Here is a 21,601-nt window from a genome sequence, read left to right as displayed (position 1 = left end):
CGTGCTTCGATATATTGTCTGGCGCATCGCCGTGATGGTTCCGACGCTGCTGATCATATCGGCGCTGGTGTTCACGATCATCGAACTTCCCCCGGGCGACTATTTCGACAGCTATGTTTCCGAGCTTCGGGCTCAGGGCGAAGCGGTGGATTCCGATCGCATCCAGATGATGCGCAAGGAGTATGGTTTCGACAAGCCGCCGGTCATTCGCTACTTCTACTGGGTCGGCGGAATGCTGCACGGCGATTTCGGCTATTCCTTCGAATATGAGCTGCCGGTTCGCGACGTCATCGGGGACCGAATGTGGCTGACCGTGCTGGTTTCCTTCGTCACGATCATCTTCACCTGGCTCATCGCCTTTCCGATCGGCATGTACTCAGCCACCCATCAATACAGCTGGGGCGACTACGGCCTGACTTTCTTCGGCCTTCTCGGCCTTGCCATTCCGAATTTCATGCTGGCGCTGATCCTGATGTATTTCGCCAACATCTGGTTCGGCACGTCCATCGGCCATCTCATGGACCAGCAATATCTCGGCGAGCCGATGAGCTGGGCCAAGGCGAAGTCGATCCTCGCCCATCTCTGGATCCCGGTCTTGATCATCGGCACCGGTGGCACGGCAAGCATGATCCGGCGGCTGCGCGCCAATCTGCTCGATGAGCTACACAAGCAATATGTCGTGACCGCGCGCGCCAAAGGCCTTCATCCCTTCAAGGCGCTGGTCAAATATCCGCTGCGCATGGCGCTCAATTTCTTCATTTCAGACATCGGCTCTATTCTGCCGGCCATCATTTCCGGCGCCGAAATCACGGCGATCGTGCTGTCTTTGGAAACGACCGGGCCGATGCTGATCAAGGCGCTGCAAAGCCAGGACATGTATCTGGCAGGGTCGTTCCTGATGTTCCTCGCCTTCCTTACAGTCATCGGCGTCCTGATTTCCGACCTCGCGCTGGCGCTGCTTGATCCGCGAATTCGTTTGCAGGGCGGGAGCACCAAATGAATACGCAATCGCCGCTGCCCGCTCCGGGTGCTCCACTACAACACTACGTTTCCATTGCGCCCTTTGACCTGCAGTCGGTCGAGGCGATGACGCCTGAGCAGTCGAAAGTCTTCCAGGCGTCGCAGTTGCGGCTGATGTGGTGGAAATTCCGACGGCACCGGCTTGCCCTCATATCCGGCATATTCCTGGCAGCGCTTTATCTTGGGATACTGATCTGCGAGTTCCTGGCGCCCTACAATCTGCACACGCGCAACATGGAATACATCTATTCGCCGCCGCAGTGGGTGCACCTGTTCCACAAAGGCCAGTTTGTCGGGCCGTTCGTGTATGGCCGCGAGATGACGCTGGATATGGACACGCTCAAGCGGAACTATATGGACAAGCAGGATGATGTTCAGCGGATCCGTTTCTTCTGCAAGGGCGACAGCTACCGGTTCTGGGGCCTGATCGAAGGCGACAGGCATCTTGTCTGTCCTGCCGAAAACGGCCAGCTCTTCCTGGCCGGCACCGACAGGCTGGGGCGCGATGTGCTCTCGCGCATCATCTACGGCGCACGCATTTCACTGACAATCGGCCTGGTCGGCATCGGTTTCAGCTTCCTGCTCGGCATCGTCATCGGGGGGCTGGCCGGCTATCACGGCGGCATCTTCGACCTGATCGTTCAACGGATAATCGAAGTTCTGCAATCGATCCCCAGCATTCCGCTCTGGCTGGCTCTGGCGGCGATCATGCCGATAACCTGGAGTCCGATCCTGATCTATTTCGGTATCACCGTCATCCTCGGGCTGCTCCACTGGACCGGACTGGCGCGGGCCGTGCGCTCAAAACTTCTAGCCTTGCGTGAGGAGGATTACGTTCTGGCCGCGCAATTGATGGGCGCCTCGAGCAGCCGCATTATCCGACGGCACCTCATTCCGGGCTTCATGTCGCATCTGATCGCGACGGCGACGATCTCCATACCCGGCATGATCCTGGGTGAGACGGCGCTGAGCTTCCTGGGACTCGGCTTGCGGGCGCCGATAACCAGCTGGGGCATCCTGCTCACCGAGGCGCGCAGCGTCAGCGTGATCGCGTTCTATCCATGGCTGCTTTTGCCGATCCTCCCCGTCATTCTCGTCATCCTGGCGTTCAACTTCCTCGGCGACGGCTTGCGGGATGCCGCAGACCCCTACAAGTGACATCGTTGTATTCCGCCGCGCGGCCTGCCGACGGCTCCACCCGGAATGACGCTTGTGGGCGGCCGGTGCGTTATTGCAGGGTTCGTCATTCGCCTCTATATGCGGGCAAGCCTCGATCGGGGCTGCTGGTTCAGGACATACAATCGCATATGAGTCGCCTCGACAATTTCATCAGCCGGATGACCGCACAGCGCGACATTCTCAATCAAATCTGCCCCGAGGTGGCGAAGATGGAGGGGCTTGTGCTCGAACTTGGCCTCGGCAATGGCCGGACGTTCCACCATCTGCGCGAGCGCCTGCCCGGACGCCGGATCGTGGTGTTCGACCGCGAAGTTGGCGCACACGCCAGCTCAATTCCCGAAGCTGAAAATCTCGTGCTCGGCGATATACGCGAGACGGCGAGGAGGTTCATCGGCATCGACGCCGCTCTCGTCCATGCCGACATAGGCACCGGCTATGACGATCGCGATGCAGTGACTGCCACCTGGCTTCCCGATCTGATTGCGCGCATGCTTCGCGTCGGCGGCTTCGCGGTGAGCGGCACGCCGCTCGATCACCCGCAGCTGCAACGCCTGCCGGCGCCGACTCCGGAGCCCGCCGATCGTTATTTTCTCTGCAAGCGCGTGTGAGGGTGGAGACGGGTCTTTAGGGACCAAGTCTTCAAGGGATCGTATAGACTGCTATCTCCCGCTCAATGCCGCGCAGCGAGACCTCATGAGGCACGGGCGTCAGCGCCTTCCTTTGCAACAGATCGGCGGTGAGATTGTCGTCGACCACCGCACGAGTGGCGAAGATCGCCTGTGCATTGGCAAGATTCTGGACCCGCGAAGCAATGTTGACCGTCTGGCCGAAATAGTCCTGTCGCTCGTTCATAGACACGGCGATGCAGGGGCCGGCATGGACTCCGATCTTGAGCAGCAGATCCTCGCGCCCGCTCTTGTCGTTGAGCGCACGCATGGCATCGCGCATCCTGAGGGCCGCGGCAATCGCACGATCAGGGGTCGCGAAGGTCGCCATCACTGCATCCCCGATCGTCTTCACTACCGCGCCTGCCTCCGACGCGACGATCTCGTGCAGAACCTGGAAATGCTCGCGCACGAGATCGAAGGCCGAAAGGTCGCCCACGCGCTCGTAGAGCGCGGTCGATCCACGCAGGTCTGTGAACAGGAAAGTCAGGCTGGTGATCTTCAGGCGCTGGTCGACGGCCAGAGTATCCGTGCGATAGAGGTCGCGGAACGTCTGGTTGGTGAGCAGGCGCTTGGCGGTGAGAAAGGGCCGGCGTTTGCCCAGAAATTCATGCAATTCATGGCCCGCGATGAAAACCGCCGGCAACACACGCGTATCGGTCCTGTTTTCCAGCGAAATGCGCAACGGGCCGGGTTGCATCTCCAGCGTCTGGCTCTGGACATGGTCGCGGTCGAAGACCAAAGAGAGGCTTCGGCGCTCCTTTGTTGGTTCGCCCTTCACGTCGATGAACTGCGCCGAATGGGTGACCGGCTCGAAGACGATGACGAATTCGGACGGAAGTTGGATGGGCAGAACCGCCTTTTCACCCGGCGCAAGCTCGATATCCTCCAGCGAGAAGGCTTCCATCTTCTTCGTGAAATCCTCATCCGGCACATCGATGCCGGACGCCCAGTAGATCTGGCGGAAATATTCCACCAATGGCAGTTCGTGCGGATTGTGGGCGGCAATCCTGCGCATGCGGGGACTGACGGTGAACGTCACCTCGACCATCTCGTCCAGGGTCGGCGCATAGCCCTGGGAACACAGCGCGCAGGTGTATTCGTCCTTCTGCAGGGTTTTCAGCGTGGCGTTGGTGTCGAGCACGCCGCCACAACCGGGGCACAGAACATTCCAGGAAATGTCAAAGATGCCCACCCGCGCCGCATGGAGAAAGGCGCCCATGGTGCGCTCCTCGTCGAGGCCATGCTTGCTGGCGAAGGCTAGAACATTGATGCGGCAAAGTTCGCGGTCCTCGCCCTCGGCGATGATCCGCTTGATCGCGTCGATTGCCAGAGGATCGACATCTGCCGATTGCCGCAGAAGCGAGAACAGGTCCTGAGCTTCGTTCATCGTGCAGGCTCCGGAAAATGCGCCCGAGGCATGTTGACCGGATCGCTTTTTGGTCCGAGCGCCGCATTTTACTTCGAAACGGGCCGTGCGGCTATTCGAATAGACAAGTCCTTTCCAATCGGCCGATTTTCACCGGTCGCAAGCGGCACTATGATAGTCCACGGGCATTCACCCTGGGGACTCTCTCCCATGCCGACATCCGACAATCCGCCATTTCCCGCGGCCCTGCGCCTTTTTTCGGTGGCGGTCATCATCGTCCTGATCGTGGGCGCGGGCCTGTTTTTCGCGCCTGTGCTGGTCAAGCCGAGGTGGCCTTGGGCCGTCACCCCGTTCAATGCCCGCTTCCTCGGAGGCTTCTACACCGCCGAAATGGTCGTGATGGCGGCGCTGCTGTTCTGGAACCGCTGGTCGCCCGGCAGGCTCGTGCTGGTCATGGCCTTCATCTTCACGGTCATCGTCTCGGCGGCTTCGTTCATCAATCTCGGCTATTTCAACTTCGAGCGCAAAGCGCCGTGGCTGTGGTTTTTGGTCTATCTTGCCTCGGCCGCGGTATCCGGGCTGTTCCTGTGGCGGGCCAGGGCCCGTCCTTCGGTAAAAGGCGTGGCCTTAACCCCCGCATGGCGCGGCTACATGTCAGCGGAAACGGCGATCCTTGGGCTATACGGCGTCGGCATGTTGCTGTTTCCCCGGGTGGTCAGCAGCAGTTGGCCATGGCCGGTCGATCCCTTCCACGCCCAGGTCTACAGCGCCATCTTCCTCGCCGGCGCCGGCGGCGTATATCTCCTCTGGAAAAACGCGCCGCGCGAGGAACTGCTGGTGCTAGGCCTGGCGCAGTTTCTGGTTGGCCTGCTTGCCATCCTCGGCCTCTTCATCACCGACGCTGCAGTGCACCGGATCGGCTGGACGGCGACCGGGACATTGTGTTGGCTCGCCCTTTTCGGCTGGATCGGTCTCAGCGGCGTCTTCAAACTCTACGCTGCCTTGCGCTATTTTAGCTCGCAATCGGCATCATAGCTTGCAGACACGGCTGGATTTCCAGGTGAGGTCCGGTGCATCGTGCAGGGCCGATTGCCTTCGCCGGGAACGCCATGACCAGCACGACCTCGCCATCCTCCAACAAAATCCAGCCGCAGCTCCGATCTGTCCGGCCAAGCGATGCGGAGGCACTTTGCGCTATCTTCAACATGCCGGGCTTCCGCCGGGGCACGTTCAGAATGCCTTTCGAGATGGTGGAGCAGGTGGAGCGGCGCATCGCCAAGGCCGGCCAGGAAACCACTTGGATCGTTGCGGAGTTGGACGGCAAGGTCGTCGGCCATGGCAGCTTGGTCGTGCAGGGTTCGCCGCGCCGTTCGCATATCGGCGAGATCAATATCGGCCTTGACGATGCCTTTATTGGCAAGGGCATTGGCTCTGCCATCCTTGACGCGCTGCTTGACGTGGCCGACAACTGGCGGGCCCTGAAGCGGGTCGAATTGACCGTCTATGCCGACAACGAACCGGCTATCCGTCTTTACACGAGCCACGGCTTCGAGATCGAAGGTCGGCATGTGAAGGCCGGTTTTACCGACGGGCGGTACCACGACCTCCTGAGCATGGCCCGGCTGCGGTTCTGAGATCCGCTGTTGGCCTTGGCCGTGCAGCCGATCGGACATTTTGTGCCGAGTCGGCGAACGGGTGATTGCTGATGGAGAACTCCGTGGGATACGGTCAATTTCGTCTTACACCATTTGATCGCGTTGCGTGGGCCGAGCGCGTCCAGCAAGTCTGGTTCCCTTGGCCTCTGCACCGCAAGCGGCTGACGGGAACCAATGACCGCCGTCTTTGACCCGACCCCTACGCCTCCGGTGGAAATTCTGGCTTTGCTGTCGCCACTCTGCCCGGAAGTCGTGCGTGACATCGAGCAGAACTGGAATGCACCGGTTTCCGACTACGCCCGCCATCTGTGGCGGCCGGTGGCAAGGCCCACATCCGGCCCCGCGATCGCTGCCCGCTCGATCCTGCGCGAAGTCCTGCATCAGCGCCTCGGTGTGATTATGCAGCCTGAGGAGATCGGCAAGGCCCTCGAAGAGTTCGAGCACAGACCGGTGATTCAGTCCGGCCTGCACTGCCTGCTTCTGATGGACCGGATCACCTTCGATGCCCTCCTGATTGCTTGGCTCGGCGCGGTCGAAAACGGGCTGTCGGCCTTCTTCGGCTTCATGGGAACGACGATGACCATGGAAACAATTAGCCGGGAGGGGCCGGGATGGCTCGATGTCGGCGACGACAAGATCAACCTGTTCGGCATGGGGCGCCACAAACTGTGCCGCAAAAGTGTCTGCGTGGCCGGTCCCGTCTCCCTCAACAAGCGCGCGCTCGAAGCGGTGGGCGATGAAACGGATGCCAGCCGCTGGCTGGGCACACTGCTTGCCAGTCAAGACAAGGTGTTTGGAACCGCTGCCGATGCGCTGACAGCCTTCAACCAGGATCTGGTCGCCAATTGGGATCGATCCGGCATGGCCCTGCCGGTTTTCATTGATGATCGGCTCGCCGCGGCTGCCATGGCTCGGCATCTGGAACATGACGACAGCCTTCTGTCCAGGCTGCTCGTTGAGCCCGCAAGGCGCCAGCGTCTCGAACGTGCCTTGCAAGAGGCCGCATCGAGCCCATTTGGCAGATTCCTGCCCAATACCACGGCCTATTTCTGGGGCATCCGCGAGGAGCGCGTGCGCAAGCTCGTCCTCGAGAACGGGCACCTGATCGAGCCCGACAGGCCGCATGGTCTTTCCATCCCGTTCGAGCGGCCGTATCTCAAGCAGGCGCTGCTGGACGGCGTGCTGCTGCCGAACTTGTTCCTGATGTTCCTCGTTCTTGCCATATTGCCGCGCGTGCGGGTTGTGGGCGGATTGAGACAGATTGGCTATGTAGCGCTTTTCCACTCGATCCTGCTGGCTGCGCTAGACGAAAACGCGTCGGAAGAGCGCGATCTGGCTGCGGAGCTGCAGGTTCGGGAAAATGCCTGGGGAATGCGGGTCGTCGATGAAAAGATCTCGGTCCGCGAGCAGCTTGCCGGCCTACCCGAGGGGGCGCTCTTCCCGGAACTGCTCCGGCAATATCGTTTGCGGACATTTGCCGAGACGACCGACGACCTGAAACTCGTTCGCGAAGACGCCCGGTGGCGCAAGATCGGCCAGGCAGAGATCAAGGCGACCTGAGCCTAATCTGTCATTGCACGACACCAGCCTTGCGGAGCCCGTCCACCACGAGTTCGAAATCGGCAGGGTTCTTATAGGGCAAGACTTTGCGTCGGTATTCCAGCGAATAGTCCGGATTGACGCGAAGCACCTCCTGCCATGCCGCGCGGGCCTCGGCGAAGCGGCCCAGATGGCCGTAACTGGCGGCCAGAAGCGCGCGCGAGACGTCGGTAACAGCGTTGCGAGCCAGCCGTTGCATCAAGAGGTCAACAGCCTCTTCGTACCTTCCTAGTTGAAACAACGCCAAAGCCTGGAAGTGCAGAAGCACATCCGGAAAGTATGGATTCAAGATCTTCCCCCGGGCGAAACTCTCGAGCGCCTCCTCCGGTTTGCCCGAATAGTACAGCGCCTCGCCGAGGATGACGTGCCCTTCGGCGAAGTTCGGATTGAGGGCTATCGCGCGCTCGGCCTCGTTGATGGCCCCATCGTGCCGTCGTGTATACAGCTTGACGATAGCCAACGCCCAGTGCGCCCAGGGATCGCTCTCATCCAGCGTTACCGCTCGCGTCGCAGCCTCTTCCGCTTGCGCCATCGATTCCGGCGGCGACCCACTCCACCTGTTCAGGTAATCGAGCCCGTGCGTGAGGGCGAGGAAGGCGTGGGCAGAGGCAAATTTCGGATCAAGTTCGATGGCACGTTGCAAAAGGTCGCGGGCTGCGACGTTCGTCTCCTTCGTCAGGCGGTGCCACAGCTCTCGGCCCCGTAGGAAATAGTCATACGCCTCCGTGTTGCGCGCATACTCGGGCGCCAGCCGCTGACGGTCGCCCTCAGTCAGATTGAGCGCCAACGCGCCGACGATCTGCTGCGTCACGTCGTCCTGCACGGCGAATATGTCGGTCAGGTCGCGATCGAACCGCTCCGCCCAAAGATGGCCGCCCGAGGCTGCATCGATGAGCTGCGCGGTAATGCGCACCCTGTTCCCCGACTTGCGTACGCTGCCCTCAAGCACATGCCGCACGCCGAGCTTCGTGCCCACCTCCTGCACACGGACATTCTGGCCCTTGAAGGTGAACGACGAATTGCGTGCGATAACGAAGAGCTGCGACAGTTTGGACAGCGCGGTGATGATGTCTTCAGAGATGCCGTCGGCGAAGTAATCCTGTTCGGCGTCACCACTCATGTTGGCAAACGGCAGGACGGCGATCGATAGCTTCGGCGGCGCTGCCGTCGCCGGTCGCTCCGTCGCGGTTTCCGAGGTCGCGGCCGCCTTGGTTCCGGCGCTGCCGACTTGCAGCGAATAGACCCGGATCGGCTCGGCGATGTTCTTGAGCTGCGTGCTGCCGAGATCGCTGACCGAGAGGTCGAGCCTCGCCTTGACCTGGCGATAGGCATCCTCGGACAGGCAGATGGCACCGGGCGCCGCGACGCCCTCCAAACGGGAGGCGATGTTGACGCCGTCGCCCATCAGGTCGCCGTCGCTCTCTTCGACCACATCGCCCAGATGGATGCCGATCCTGAACTCGATGCGGCGGTCCTGCGGCACGCCGGCATTGCGCTCGACCATGCCGTTCTGAACCTCAACGGCACAGCGCACGGCATCCACCACGCTGCGGAACTCGACCAGCGCTCCATCCCCGGTGCGCTTGATCACCCGCCCGTGGTGCACTTCGATGGTCGGATCGATCAGGTCGCTGCGCAGCGCCCGCAACCTCGCCAAAGTACGATCTTCGTCCGCGCTCGCGAGCCGGCTGTATCCGACCACATCGGCAGCCAGGATTGCCGCTAGCTTACGATTCTCGCTCATGGGTCGTCTCCTCATCTCCAGGATAGCAGGAAGACGGAGGGTAAGAGGGAACTTTCGCAAGGGACGGCCAGGCAGCCGCCCGAATCGACAGCGCTCTGCCACAGAACCCACACTAATCGCTCGATGCCCATTTGCGTTGCCGCTTGCTGGTCGACGGCTATCGGTTCATCCTTGTGTGAATACCCGGCCGTGAAGTGCGTAGCTAGATCACGCCGTCACGGCCCCTGGTGAGGTCTTGTTCGATGGACTGCGCGGGCTGCGGTTTCGAGGTTGAGGACGGTTACGCTTTCTGTCCGAGGTGTGGCAGGCGCCAGCCCGTGCCATGCTCCAGTTGTGGCTACGTCTGCGCACCTGATTTCGAGTTCTGTCCGAAATGTGGGACAAGCGTCGGTGCGCCGGCAAAAGCCGTCGAACGGCCTGATCCGACACCAAGCCGGACCATTGTGCCGCCTTCTCGAACTCCGTCGCTGCTTGCAAACATCGAAAGCGAAGACGGGCTGCATCCCGTCTCTGACGCCGATCGCAGGACGGTAACGGTCTTGTTCGCCGACCTTTGCGGCTTCACCACACTCAGCGAGCAGCTCGACCCAGAGGTCATGCAAACGCTGCAGAACGAACTGTTCAAGGAATTGACAGCGGCAGTGCGAAACTTTGGTGGTTTTGTCGACAAGTTCATCGGCGATGCACTGCTTGCCTTGTTCGGTGCACCGGTCGCGCATGAGGACGATCCGGAACGCGCGCTTCGCGCCGCTCTCGACATGATGGCCCGGACGGCACGGCTCGGCGAAAGCACCTTCCACTCCGGCTCGCCTCTGTTGCTTCACATCGGCATAAACACTGGTCCGGTCGTTACTGGGGGATTGGGCATCGGTACCGCCAAATCCTATTCGGTAACCGGCGATACGGTGAATACGGCGCAACGCCTGCAATCGCTGGCCGCACCGGGTGAGGTGCTGGTTGGCGAGCTCACTCACAGGCTGACCCGGCATGCCTTTGCTTACGAGTCGCTGGGTGATGTCGTGCTTCGCGGCAAGGCTGGCAGCGTGCTCGTCCACCGACTGGATGGACCGCTTGCGGCGCCGCGTGCAGCGCGCGGGCTCGAGGCGCTCGGCCTCAGCGCGCCGATAATAGGCCGCGGTGCGGAGCTCAATAGAATGCTGGCCAGCCTTGATCAGGCGTGCGGCGGCTCGGCCCAGCTTGTCCGCCTCGTCGGAGAAGCCGGTATCGGGAAATCGCGGCTGGTGAGGGAGTTCGTCGCCCGCGTCGGCGACGAGGATCGTTTTCGCAACGTCGCCGTGCGGCAGGCCACGTGCTCGCCGCTTGGCGAACAATCATTCGGCGCTTTGGGTGCAGTGGTGCGCAGCGCTGCCGGAATGATGCAAAACGACAATGGGGACGAGATCCGGGCGAAGCTCGGAGGCTTGCTGACCGACCTCGGCCTGCAGGGCGAGGAGGCGAAGCGGCTGATGCCTTTACTCTACCATGTGCTTGGGCTTGGCGACCCCGACGCCACCTTGCAGCATGTCGAGCCCGAGCAACTGCGGCGGCAAATTCTCTACGCGGTCCGCACGATCATCGAGCGGCGGCTTGCGTTGTCGCCGCTGTTGATTGTCGTCGAAGACCTGCACTGGGCCGACGCCGTGTCGCTCGAGGCACTGCGTTTCGTGATGGACAGGTTGGAACGCACGCGGTTGATGTTGCTGGTCACGCATCGTCCGGCGCCGCACAACGACCAGCTCGACTCAAGTCGGGTCAGTCACACAGCGCTCAGGCTTTCGCCGCTCAACGGTGACGACGGACGCAGCCTGCTGGCGGCGCTTTTCGGCGAGAGCTGGGTAAACACCGCAGGAGGGCTTCCCGACCAGATCCTCGAGCGCGCGGGCGGCAACCCGCTTTTCATAGAGGAGATCGTTCGCGGCCTCATCGATCGGGGTGTGCTGGTGCGCGAGGGCCAGCGATGGCAGACTGTGGCAGGCGAAGTCGCAACCGGCATTCCCCCCACTATCCAGGCAATGCTGCTTGCCCGCGTCGACCGGCTGCCCCAAGAGGTGCGGCGGTTGGCCCAGGAAGCCGCGGTGATCGGCCCGCGCTTCGACGCGACCCTTCTGAAAGCCGTGACAGTCGATCCCGGCCGGCTGGAAGCCGGCTGCGAACTGCTTTGCGATGCCGAAATCATCGAGGAAGTCGCGGGATCAGGTTCGGTCTCATCGCAAAGCTACCGCTTTACGCAAACATTGCTGCAGGACGTGATCTATCAGAATCTGCTCCTGCAACGCCGGACCGACATCCACGGGCGGGTCGGTGCCGCCTTGGAGCAACTGTGCGGCGACAAACCGGAGCGGCTCGAGGATTTGACCGTGCTCGGCCATCATTTCGCACAGAGCGCCGAGCGGGAAAGGGGCGCGCAATACCTGCAGGCGGCGGGCGATCGCGCTCGCATGATATACGCTAACGACGACGCCCTTCGTTTCTACGAGCGAGCCATGACTGCGTTGGGCGCGGTCGGGCAAACACCGCTCAAACTGGCAATCGCAGAGCGCATTGCCGATTTGAGCGGTCCGCTAGGCCGCCGCGAGATCGCGCACCAGCACTACGAGACGGTCTTGCAGGCACATCGCGAGTCGGCCGATCGCGTCGCTTCGGCGCGCATTTTGCGCAAGATCGGTCGGCTGTTCTGGGACGTCGGCAAGCGGGACAACGCAGAATCCCGTTATGCCGAAGCGGCAGCGCTTCTCGATGGCGCGGATGCCCCGGTCGAGCAGGCGCATCTCTGGCAAGAACGTGGCCGACAGGCGTTTCGTGGCGGAGATCACGCTCTCGCGGCAAAATGGGCAGACGCGGCGCTGGATTGCGTACGCACTCTGACAGCCGAGCATGTCTCAGAGGTGGGGCGTGATGCCACTCTTGTGACCGCCGAGGCACTCAATACCAAGGCTGTTGCGCTGGCTCGCCTTGGGCGAGACCATGAAGCCGTGCGTCAGATTGAGCGCAGCATCGAATTGGCCGAAGCCGCCGGTCTCCTGGGCGCGGCCTGCCGCGGCTATACCAATCTCGGCGTGCTTTACACGACCATCGATCCGGCACAGGCGATGGAGGTCTGCCGGCGCGGTCTTGAAGTGGCACGCCGTATTGGTGATTTGGGTTTCCAGGCGCGCCTCCTCGCCAATCTGGCGGTTGCTTGCTGTACTTTTACGGATCGCTGTCCAACGGAGGGCGTGCCTGCTGCCGAGAAGGCCATCGAGATCGACCGCGCGCTCGACCAGCGCGAGCACCTGGCGGTGCCGTTGATCGTGCTTGGGCAGATCCACCAGTGCAACGGCCGTCCGGAACTGGCGGTTGCGTTGTTCCACGAAGCACTGGACGTGGCCAGCGAAACGGGCGAGCCCCAACTGCTGTTTCCGTGCTATGATGGTCTTGCAACGCTTAATCTCGACCTCGACAATCTGGCCGAGGCCGAGCGCTACTTTTCCCTGGCGCAGGGAATATGCGCCCAGCACGGGCTCGACCCGGAAGCGCTTGTGGTGCTGCCTTTTCTCGACTAGCCGGGTGGGAGGTTGAAAATGTCCGCGCGTATTGAATTGGTACCGCTTCAACCGGGCGACCGTGCGCCGAACGTGGTGCTCGACGCCATTACCCAGGAAGGCAAGATCGCGCTTGACGACTTTCGCGGACAAAAGCCGGTTCTGGTCGGCCTGTTTCGAGGTCTGCACTGTGCGTTCTGCCGGCGCCATATCGCCGCCCAGGCGCGGCTTGATCCGGAGCTGCGCGAAAAGGGGGTGGAAAGCCTGACAGTGGTCAACACGCCGATCGAACGGGCGCGTCTCTATTTCCGCTATCACCCGATGCCGAACCTGCTTGCGGCCTCCGACCCCGAACGCGCTTCACATCGTGCCTTTGGACTGCCCAATCTCGAATTCACCCAAAACGAGACAAACTGGCCGTACAAGGTCTCGATGGCAGCGGCAAAGGATATGCGGGTCGACATACCAGGCGAGTTGCCCGCTCCCATGGATCCTTTTGCGGCCAGCGAATTCCTCGACAAGAAGGACCATTACGAAGTGACCGAGGCCGACGAGCAGATGATGGCAACGGGTCACGGACAACTGATCGGTCAGTTCCTGCTGGACCGTCAGGGGGTCGTCCGCTGGAGCTTCACTGAAGTCCCAGAGGGGGGGCGATACATGTTTGGGGCGCCGAACCCGCAGGAGCTGATGTCAGCCGTGTCCCAGGTCGCCCAATAGACTTGCGACCAAGGTAGTCGGCGGACACCGACAAAAAAGCAGAAGAGGTTTGTTCACCGTTCATTCGAGTACGGCCTCGACAGTGGCAACAAAGTCGTCGAGCGAGCGATCCCCGCGAACCTCGATGCGCGGAAGGTCGATGGGGTCGCAATCGAGGTCCGCCGGCCCGTGTTTGCCGCCGAAGCCGATCCGATAGCCGCACTCTTTGGCCAGCCGGCCAAGCCGTCGGTCGGTGACAGAGAAGGGTGCCGCGAACGTCGTGGTTGGACGACCGGTCCACCGTTCGATGAACATACGAGAACGCAGGAGCTCGGCGGCCAAGTCAGAACTCGACAGACCATCGATCGCGCGATGCGTCGCCAGATGGCTTCCGAAGAACGCACCTTCGCCGGCGAGGCGTCGCACCATCCCGGCGTCCATAAGCTGCGTCGGCGGACCACTGTGGGCGTCCCACTGGGCACTTTTGCCCACCAAGTCCGTCACCAGGAATACCTCCGCGGTCAGGTCGTTCTTGCGCAAGGTCGGCCAGGCATGGTCGGCAAAGTTCTGGAAGCCGTCATCGAAAGTGATGAGCACTGGGCGGCCAACGAAAGGGTGGCGGTTGGCAATGGACCATTCCAGCTGCTCGGACATAATCGCGTGAAAGCCATTGGAACGCAGCCATGCCATCTGGCCTTCGAATGCGGCGGGCGTGCACCGAAAACGGGCGAGCGCGGCCGGACCATCATCGGCGACGCTGTGATACATAAGGACAGGGATACGCTGCCGCCGCTCGCTACGTGCGACGTCGCGGCGCAAGGCCCGTGCCCCGCCCCAAACGATATTTCGCGCGACCCCAATACCGATGGGTGCGCGGATCGGCACATGATCAATCATCGGTTCCGTCGCCACGTCGTCTGGTGACAGGCGGTGGAAGCGGTCTATGCGATAGAGCTCGGTCTGGATCGATTGCTCGAGGACGAGGCCTTCAGTCGCTGCCAGCGTCTCTGAGATCGCTTGTGCGCCGAAAGTGTTCCAGTCGAAGCCCGTCCTTTCAACATTGTCACGGAGTACGAATGCGTGTGCGCTGATGAAACTGCCGCCAGGCGCCAACGCCTCAACAAATTTCTTGGCGATACGCCGCAACTCGGCGAGATCATCCAGGTAGTAGAGCACTTCCGAACAGACGATCAGATCCATCCCACCTGGCAGCGTGTCCGCCGAGAAATCCAGCACACCGAATTCAACATTCGGCTGATCGCTGCATCGCGCGCGCGCCCGCCCGATGGCTATGGCGGAGATGTCAGTTGCGGTCAAATGGCCGACTCGCGGCGCTAGTTGGCGCGTGAAGTGGCCCTCCGCGCAGGCCAGCTCGAGAGCCCGTCCGATGGGACCGGCAGGCAGAATTTCGAGCTGCCGCTCATATTTTTCCTGCTCATAGGGCGAACGATAGTTCCAGGGATCCTCGGTCGCGAAACGGCGATTCCAGAACGACGTGCGATCAGTATCGTGGTCATCCGCGGCCGGTTTACGGCGCGGTGCTGCAAGTGGCTCTAAAGGTTCGGCGCTCGACCGAACCAGCCCCTGCGCTTCCGCGGCCAATCGCGCCAGTTTGCCGAAGTGGCTGTCCGGATCAGACGGATGCTCCGCCATGGGCAACGACGCCTCGGCTGCAGACAGGTTTGAATTGTCGGCAACGCCGCTCTGCGAGGCCAGCTTAATCCAATGGCTCCTTGTCACTTTCCCGAGCGCGCCGAACTGCACGCGGGCCTCGATCCGGCCGTCCACCATCAGATAGGCATAAATTTGGTCGATTCCTTCCGGCAATTCTATCGAGATCGGATTTCGAGCGTCGACGCGAATTCCCAGTGTCCGTGCCAGTCTGCGCGGCGCGGCGAGATCGTCGAAGTCGAGAAGCATTTGCTCAAGGTGATACTGGACGCGGCGACCCGCAGCGGGATCGTCCCAGATCTTGCCGAATTCGATGATCAGCTCGGTGAGAGAGCCGCCGAACCTCTCCCATCTGGCAGCCAGTTGCGTTGGCACCGATAGGCTTCCTACCAAAAGGCCATCGAAGACCACCTTGGCGACCTCACGCGCCCACTTACGTCCTGCCGGGAGCGCGCGCAGGGACTGCGGGTTGATCGAGTGCGAGCCGCCGCCGCAATCCGACGCGGCGTTCCACAGTGCGAACCACGCGAGTGCCTGGGAAGCGGTGCGGCCGTTCGCCTCGATCGCTCCATTGGCGTGAGCCGATGCTGGGTGTTTGACCCTGGGATCAGGAGAAAAGCCGCGGGCGATCACGATTTCCGCATCTGCTAGCATCTGCGTCGAATTGCGGGAGAGCGAGTTGGGGCTGACGCTATAGAAAGCGAGCGGCTCGTCGACCATCACCCAACGTTTGCCTAGACGTGCGAGGCGCTGCCACAGATCCCAGTCCTCGCAGGTGCGCAGCGACACATCGAAACCGCCCAACTCGACAATTGTCTCCCGGTCGACCAGCAGCGCGTGAGTGCGAATGGCACACCGGCGGGCGAAAGTTTCGAAGGGCTGGATCGCAACCTCAGTTGAGATGCTCGACGGGGTGAGTTCGCCATCGGGCATCACGCGCCGAGAACCGCAATAGGCGGCCACTGCATCGGGCGTGGTTTTCAATGCGGCCAGCATTTTCGCAAGGAAGCTGGCATCCACCCAATCGTCCGCGTCCAGAAACATGAGCCATTGGCCGCGCGCTGTCGAAATCCCGCTATTGCGCGCGCCGGCGGCGCTATCCGCGCAAGACCTCAACGCCCGAAATCGGGCATCGTGCTCCGCATAACCGGCAATGATAGCGGGGGTGCGGTCCGTGGAGGCGTCGTCGACGATGATCGCCTCCCAATCCACTATTTCCTGATCGAGAAGGCAATCGAGCGCGCGCGCCAGCGTTACCTCCGCGTTGTGCGCAGGAACCACGATTGAAACCAAAGGATTAGACGCCACGCCGTCCTACCCGCGCCTAGTTCGAAGGTGGAACAGGATGCGTTGGTCTTTCTCGGCGCAGGCCGTCACAATCGACGCCGATCCGTCCGTCGACCCATCATCCATCACGACTATATCCAGTACCTGGTAGGTCTTCCGGCGGATGCCGGCAAGCGTTGCGCCGATGGTTTTCTTGGCATCGAACATCGGTATCACACCGCCTGCGGTAGCATTGTCCTGGATCATCGAGCTTTCGTTTTCTTCGGCAAGAGTCGGCGAATGTCAAAAACGTGCCCGGCGCAACGGTCTAGCTCGGAACGATGAAGTCTTGCACCACAACTTCGGCTTCTTCAAGGTAGGAGTAATGGGGGACATAGACGTCGTTACCTGCCGATTTGAGGGAAGGTTAAACCACGATGCCACTCATGAATCGACGATTGGGAGCCGGGTATCTGGCGCGCCCGGCACGACATTTCGGAGATCTGACGGCACTGCTGGCGGTGATTGCCGGGCCGCTCGTCCTTGGGATCGCCCTCTTGTTGGCCGGTCCGGTACAGGCACAGGCGCCGGCGGCCGTCCCGCCTGAAAAGATCAAACAGCTGTTCGAGCTTCTCGACGATCCGTCAGTGAAGGCCTGGGTGGCCGAACAGCGAAAGCAGGGCTCCGGGCCGACGGGAGCGCCTGCCGAGGCGGGAGCTTCGCCGGCCGACATATCGTCCGACCCCGCGGCCGCACCGGGCCAGATGAATACGATGGCATCCTCGACGCTCGATCGGATCAAGCATCATATCGAAAGAATTGCGCGAACCGTGCCCTTACTGCCAGGTCAGTTCGCGCGCGTTCGCACGGAGACCATGGACGATATGTCAAGCAAGGGCTCTGCCGGCGTATTCATGCTGATTGCGATCTTCATCGCCGCCGGCGTGGCGCTCACCTGGGCAATGTACAGGCTCACCCGTCCGTTTCGTCTTTGGATCATCGCGCAGTCGAAGGATACGCCGATTGGGCGAGCCAAGAAGATTGGCGGCCGCACGCTTTATTCCAGCCTGCTGATCGTATCGTTCGCGCTGGGCAGCGCCGGCGCGTTCATGTTGTTCGACTGGCCAATGCTTATCCGCGAGATCGTGCTGACATTTCTGATGGCTGCGGTCGTTACGGCGGGTGTGCGCATGTACCTCGCAGCCATGCTCGTCCCTTCCTTCATGAAAGTCGAGAACGCCGTCGAGGTTCGTGCTTTGCCGATCACCAACGAAACGGCCGACCATTGGTTCTATTGGCTACCCCGGATCGTCGGCGTCTTCGCCTTCTTCGGCGCGGCGTTTATCCTCTTGCCGGGTCTCGGCATCGATCGGGACGGAATGCTGGTCCTGTCAACGGGCGCCGATTTCGTACTGCTGTTGCTCTTGCTGCTTGCGGTTTGGCGTCGACCAAGAACACAGCGAGACGGTGCGCACCAAAGCGGCCACACGGCAGCGACATGGCTATTGACTGCTTATTTCGTCGTTCTGTTCCTGCTGCGCATCGCCGGCCTCAATATATTATTCTGGTTTACCTTCGCCGCATTCTTCCTGCCTTTGGCGGTCGTGCTGACGCAGCGCGGGGTCAATTTCGTCCTGCGGCCGGGTTCGGAGGATGCTGGCCGGCCTACGATCCCGGCGGTGACGATCGCTGTCATCGACCGCGGAGTCCGGATGATCTTGATCCTGGCGGCGGCTTATTTTCTCGCGCGTGTCTGGGGCCTGGACATGCAGTCGATGCGGGACAGCGATACGACGACCACGGTCGTATTGCGCGGCCTGATCAATGTCGTGGTCATTGCCCTCGCAGCCGATTTCGGCTGGTCGATCATCAAAGCTTTGATCGAACGAAAGCTGGGCATCGAAACACCGCACCCTGTGATCGGCGACGAGGACGTCCCGATCCTCGATCCGCAGCAGGCGCGGCTGCACACGCTCTTGCCTATCCTCCAGAACATTCTGCTCGCATCGATCATAGTGATGGCGGTGCTTATGATGCTCGCCTCGCTGGGTATCCAGATTGGCCCGCTGATCGCTGGCGCTGGCGTCGTCGGCGTCGCGGTGGGCTTTGGGGCACAAACCATCGTCAAGGACATCATTTCGGGCGTGTTTTTTCTGCTCGATGATGCGTTTCGTGTCGGCGAATATATTTCCTCGGGCAATTACAAGGGTACTGTGGAAAGCTTTTCGCTGCGCTCGGTGAAGTTGCGCCACCATCGTGGTCCGCTGTTCACGATACCTTTCGGTGAACTCGGGGCAGTTCAGAACCAGAGCCGTGACTGGGTTATCGACAAATTCAATATCACCGTCGGCTATGACACCGATATCGACTTCGCCCGCAAGCTAATCAAGCGGATCGGGCTCGAACTGGCGGAAGATCCCGAGTTCAAACACTGGGTGCTCGAACCGATCAAAATGCAGGGCGTACAGGAGTTCGGCGAGTACGGCATCGTATTGAGGGTCAAGGCCACAACCAGACCGGGAGGCGCCTTCAACATGAAACGCAAATTCTATGTACGTCTCCGCCAGGTCTTCAAGGAGCAGGGCATCGAACTCCCATTCCCGACCGTCCACGTCGAGGGGCTGCAGAACCCACATGGGAACGCGCCGTTGGAGATCACACCCGAGTTGAAAGTGGCCGTCGCGCAGTCGCACACCAATCGGCGCAGAAAAAAAGCCAGCACAACGGAGTAGGAAAGCTGTGACACCTGCGAGTCACAGTACAGCTTTCCGCGTATCGCCCGTGGCAGGGATACTCTTTCTTTCCGTGTCCCTCGGACCGATCATTGCCGCATTCGGTGATGTTTCGAAAGAGGCTGGAGGAGAAATGAGCCCAGTTCAAGCAGGTCGACGGCAAGTTCGTCCTGCCGGCCGCTTCAGCACCTCATGCACCCAGTTCCGGATCGAGCGCCGAGGTTGGTTCGTCGTGGACGCGGTGGGTCATGTGGACCTTGGCGGGCATCTCCAGCGCCAGCTCCTTCGCTTCCCTGGCGGGAAGCCCGCGCACCTTGCGCACGGCGATCGCGACGTTCTCCGTCACCGAAAGATGCGGCCAGAGATTAGACAGCTGGAAGACCATTCCCATTTCGGCGCGTTGCGGGGCGAACGGCGATCGTTCATCGGCCGGCCGCGGTTGACGCCGATCCGTTCGCCATCGAGATGGATTTCCCGGCGCTCGGCTCCTCAGGCAGCGCAGGCAGGTGGCCTTGCCCGAGCCCGAGGGGCCGATCAGCGCGATCTCTGGCCGGCGGCCATCTCGAAGTCGATGCCTTTCAACACTTCCATCTGCTCGTAGCTCTTGCGCAGGCCCGTCGCCAGATCGGGACGATCGACCGTATGTGTGAAGAAGAAGCGCAGCGCCGACACGATGCTGTTCATCCTCGGCACGGGAACACCGTCGTCCTGCTGCTCGATCTGGAACCGGCGCAGGTCGTCGGTGGTCGCTGTGTCTGGTGAACGCCCGAGGAACGTCGCCAGGCGTCCGATGTCGCCCAGATAGTTGCGCTGCGTCTCCCGTGAGAAACGCCGCATGTTCATGTCGTCGATCAGCCGCTGACGAAGTGGACTGATAGGTGCATCAAGAACAGGATAGGGCATGGTCAGGCTCCTTGTTGAAGAAGCCCGTGATGCTCTGCCGCTGCCGAACCACCCTCAATGCGAGCGCGACGCCGGCTCGTGATCTCTACCTCACCCCACGCGCCCATCCCGCGCAGCGGGTTCGTTCTTCGGGCTTCAATTCGGTCACCTCGAACATTCATTGGGAGGGCAGTCCCTTGAGGCTAGCGGACGACGATTGGTGAAGCTCGGAATGCGGCGATAACGCGGTAAGCACTCGTTTTGGTCTGCCGAAATGACAAACAAGGAAGCGGTGACTTCTTCCGAATATCTGCGCCATTTCAGACTTCACAGCCACGATCAAAACCTGACGACCAGCGAATGTCGGTTTCAGTGGCTGGCCGTCTCCGCAAACACTTTCATCATAAATCAATAACCGTCCCGGTCTAACCGGGGCGGCCTTATTGTTTGATCGATACGCGATCGAGCAAGTTAGGACGCCCAGGCGCGATGTATCGCGCCTTAGGCAGCGGCAAAATCGGATTCCTGTGTCGGATGGCTCCTGCGCCAAGCCCCGGGTGAGTAGCCAGTGATCGTTCTGAAGGCACGCGTAAAATGGCTCTGATCGGCAAATCCGTTGGCAAGTGCCACTTGAGCCAGCGCGTCGCTTGTTTGAAGCAGCGCTTTTTGTGCTTCTCGTATCTTCGCGGCAAGATACCAGCGATGCGGCGACATTCCTGTAGAAGCCTTGAAAGCACGAGCAAAATAGCCCTCGGAAAGTCCGATCATATCGGCCAAGTCCTTTAAAGGGATGGCTCTGGGTAGACTCTGCTCCATGAGCACGGTCACTCGGCGGAGCCGTGCGGGGGCAAGTCCACCCCGTTTTTCCTCCTGCCGTCTCAAGCCGAACAGATTGTACGATATCGCCAGGGCGAGGCTATCTCCATAGAGGCGATCATCTGGGTGGGTGTGAATGCAGGCATCGGCCAGCAATTCAACCAGAGCCAGGAGGCGGTTGTCGTGGAACATTACACGCGGCGTAAGGCGGGATGTAAACTCGAAGGCTTCACCGAAGTGTACCGCCAGTTCAGGAAGATCGAAATCGACGACCAGCCGGCGGATGTAGTGGCACTGTCGGGTAAACTGCCAGAGAGGTACCCCGGCTGGCACGAAGGTGAGATGTCTGACAGCCCCTCCCGCGGAGGGAGGCATGGACTGGGTCGGGCAGAAGGGCGTCAGAAGCATTTCCGCGCGGCCGCCGATCTGCTCCAGGATCGCGGTCAGTCGCGGCCGGTTTGACCCTAGGTCCTCCAGATGCCGACCGGGACCATGCAGGTGGGCGACTTCGACACTAACGCCGGTCAAGCATCGCATCTGTCTGTGCGCAACCCTTTTCTCGGCGGCTGCCATGAAGCCCGTCGTCGTTTCGCCTAAACGATCGGTCGTTTGACTGTTCACCGGTTGTCCCTCGCGGCAGCACAACGTCCCTGCAATGCCGATAGGATGCACTTCGCGGAGGTCTCGCGAAATTGGTGAAGCGGTGGAATTTCCGATACTTCCAATGGCCCGGCGTCGACTCATACTTTCGAACGAAGCCCGCAAGCGCAGCCGGGACGCCGA

Annotated in this window: 16 protein-coding genes; 9 read left to right on the top strand and 7 right to left on the bottom strand. The window is 61.1% G+C overall.

Annotated elements, in window-relative coordinates; genetic code table 11:
* Window position 1 precedes the first annotated feature (1 nt).
* From LB529_RS26845 to LB529_RS26835, 3 genes are all read left to right on the top strand, one after another.
* Window positions 2-1,000 (top strand): ABC transporter permease, encoded by a 999-nt coding sequence (locus LB529_RS26845; protein WP_095765758.1) that lies wholly within the window; start codon window positions 2-4, stop codon window positions 998-1,000.
* Entirely contained in the window at window positions 997-2,178 is a 1,182-nt protein-coding gene (locus LB529_RS26840; protein WP_224712779.1) for an ABC transporter permease, read from the top strand. Before LB529_RS26845 ends, LB529_RS26840 begins: the two co-directional genes overlap by 4 nt.
* Before the next feature lie 149 nt (window positions 2,179-2,327).
* Window positions 2,328-2,807, top strand: a complete 480-nt coding sequence (locus LB529_RS26835; RefSeq protein WP_140846271.1) for a class I SAM-dependent methyltransferase — start codon at window positions 2,328-2,330, stop codon at window positions 2,805-2,807.
* A 31-nt stretch (window positions 2,808-2,838) separates the two neighbouring features.
* Here the strand turns inward: LB529_RS26835 and LB529_RS26830 are convergent, their stop codons facing one another.
* Window positions 2,839-4,254: an adenylate/guanylate cyclase domain-containing protein gene (locus LB529_RS26830; RefSeq protein ID WP_224631129.1), complete on the bottom strand. Its 1,416-nt coding sequence runs from the start codon at window positions 4,252-4,254 to the stop codon at window positions 2,839-2,841.
* A gap of 30 nt (window positions 4,255-4,284) precedes the next feature.
* Here LB529_RS26830 and LB529_RS26825 point away from each other — a divergent pair, with 30 nt between their 5' ends.
* The 3 genes from LB529_RS26825 (at window position 4,285) to LB529_RS26815 (ending at window position 7,448) form a co-directional block, all read left to right on the top strand.
* A complete protein-coding gene (locus LB529_RS26825) occupies window positions 4,285-5,268 on the top strand; it encodes a hypothetical protein (RefSeq protein ID WP_224712778.1) in 984 nt (327 codons plus the stop codon).
* Window positions 5,269-5,342: 74 nt separating this feature from the next.
* On the top strand, window positions 5,343-5,867 hold the full coding sequence (locus LB529_RS26820) for a GNAT family N-acetyltransferase (protein WP_224712777.1): 525 nt from the start codon (window positions 5,343-5,345) through the stop codon (window positions 5,865-5,867).
* 195 nt (window positions 5,868-6,062) lie between these two features.
* On the top strand, window positions 6,063-7,448 hold the full coding sequence (locus LB529_RS26815; protein WP_224712776.1) for a hypothetical protein: 1,386 nt from the start codon (window positions 6,063-6,065) through the stop codon (window positions 7,446-7,448).
* A gap of 10 nt (window positions 7,449-7,458) precedes the next feature.
* Here LB529_RS26815 and LB529_RS26810 read toward each other — a convergent pair whose 3' ends face one another.
* A complete protein-coding gene (locus LB529_RS26810) occupies window positions 7,459-9,231 on the bottom strand; it encodes an adenylate/guanylate cyclase domain-containing protein (protein ID WP_224712775.1) in 1,773 nt (590 codons plus the stop codon).
* A 242-nt stretch (window positions 9,232-9,473) separates the two neighbouring features.
* Between LB529_RS26810 and LB529_RS26805 the strand changes: the two genes are divergently transcribed.
* Both LB529_RS26805 and LB529_RS26800 read left to right on the top strand, forming a co-directional pair.
* Window positions 9,474-12,773, top strand: a complete 3,300-nt coding sequence (locus LB529_RS26805) for an adenylate/guanylate cyclase domain-containing protein (RefSeq protein WP_224712774.1) — start codon at window positions 9,474-9,476, stop codon at window positions 12,771-12,773.
* Between the two features lie 18 nt (window positions 12,774-12,791).
* Complete coding sequence (locus LB529_RS26800) at window positions 12,792-13,472, top strand: redoxin domain-containing protein (RefSeq protein ID WP_224607096.1); 681 nt, start codon at window positions 12,792-12,794, stop codon at window positions 13,470-13,472.
* Between the two features lie 60 nt (window positions 13,473-13,532).
* Here the strand turns inward: LB529_RS26800 and LB529_RS26795 are convergent, their stop codons facing one another.
* Window positions 13,533-16,430, bottom strand: coding sequence for a glycosyltransferase (locus tag LB529_RS26795; protein ID WP_411962586.1), 2,898 nt, complete (start codon window positions 16,428-16,430; stop codon window positions 13,533-13,535).
* A 6-nt stretch (window positions 16,431-16,436) separates the two neighbouring features.
* Window positions 16,437-16,655 carry a glycosyltransferase family 2 protein gene (locus LB529_RS26790; protein ID WP_140846269.1) on the bottom strand — a complete coding sequence of 73 codons (219 nt, stop codon included), beginning with the start codon at window positions 16,653-16,655 and terminating at the stop codon, window positions 16,437-16,439.
* 179 nt (window positions 16,656-16,834) lie between these two features.
* On the opposite strand from LB529_RS26790, the gene LB529_RS26785 reads away from it, so the two are divergent.
* Entirely contained in the window at window positions 16,835-19,120 is a 2,286-nt protein-coding gene (locus LB529_RS26785) for a mechanosensitive ion channel family protein (RefSeq protein WP_224712772.1), read from the top strand.
* Window positions 19,121-19,310: 190 nt separating this feature from the next.
* On the opposite strand, the gene LB529_RS26780 is transcribed toward LB529_RS26785, so the two are convergent.
* From LB529_RS26780 to LB529_RS29165, 3 genes are all read right to left on the bottom strand, one after another.
* Window positions 19,311-19,613, bottom strand: a complete 303-nt coding sequence (locus LB529_RS26780) for a hypothetical protein (RefSeq protein WP_263482398.1) — start codon at window positions 19,611-19,613, stop codon at window positions 19,311-19,313.
* 41 nt (window positions 19,614-19,654) lie between these two features.
* Window positions 19,655-20,023 carry a phage integrase N-terminal SAM-like domain-containing protein gene (locus LB529_RS26775; RefSeq protein WP_224523679.1) on the bottom strand — a complete coding sequence of 123 codons (369 nt, stop codon included), beginning with the start codon at window positions 20,021-20,023 and terminating at the stop codon, window positions 19,655-19,657.
* A gap of 480 nt (window positions 20,024-20,503) precedes the next feature.
* Complete coding sequence (locus LB529_RS29165; protein WP_224712771.1) at window positions 20,504-21,439, bottom strand: helix-turn-helix domain-containing protein; 936 nt, start codon at window positions 21,437-21,439, stop codon at window positions 20,504-20,506.
* Window positions 21,440-21,601: the final 162 nt, after the last annotated feature.

It is taken from the genome of Mesorhizobium sp. CA5 (assembly GCF_020165105.1).
GTDB lineage: Bacteria > Pseudomonadota > Alphaproteobacteria > Rhizobiales > Rhizobiaceae > Mesorhizobium.
This window is presented reverse-complemented; position numbering and strand designations above follow the sequence as displayed.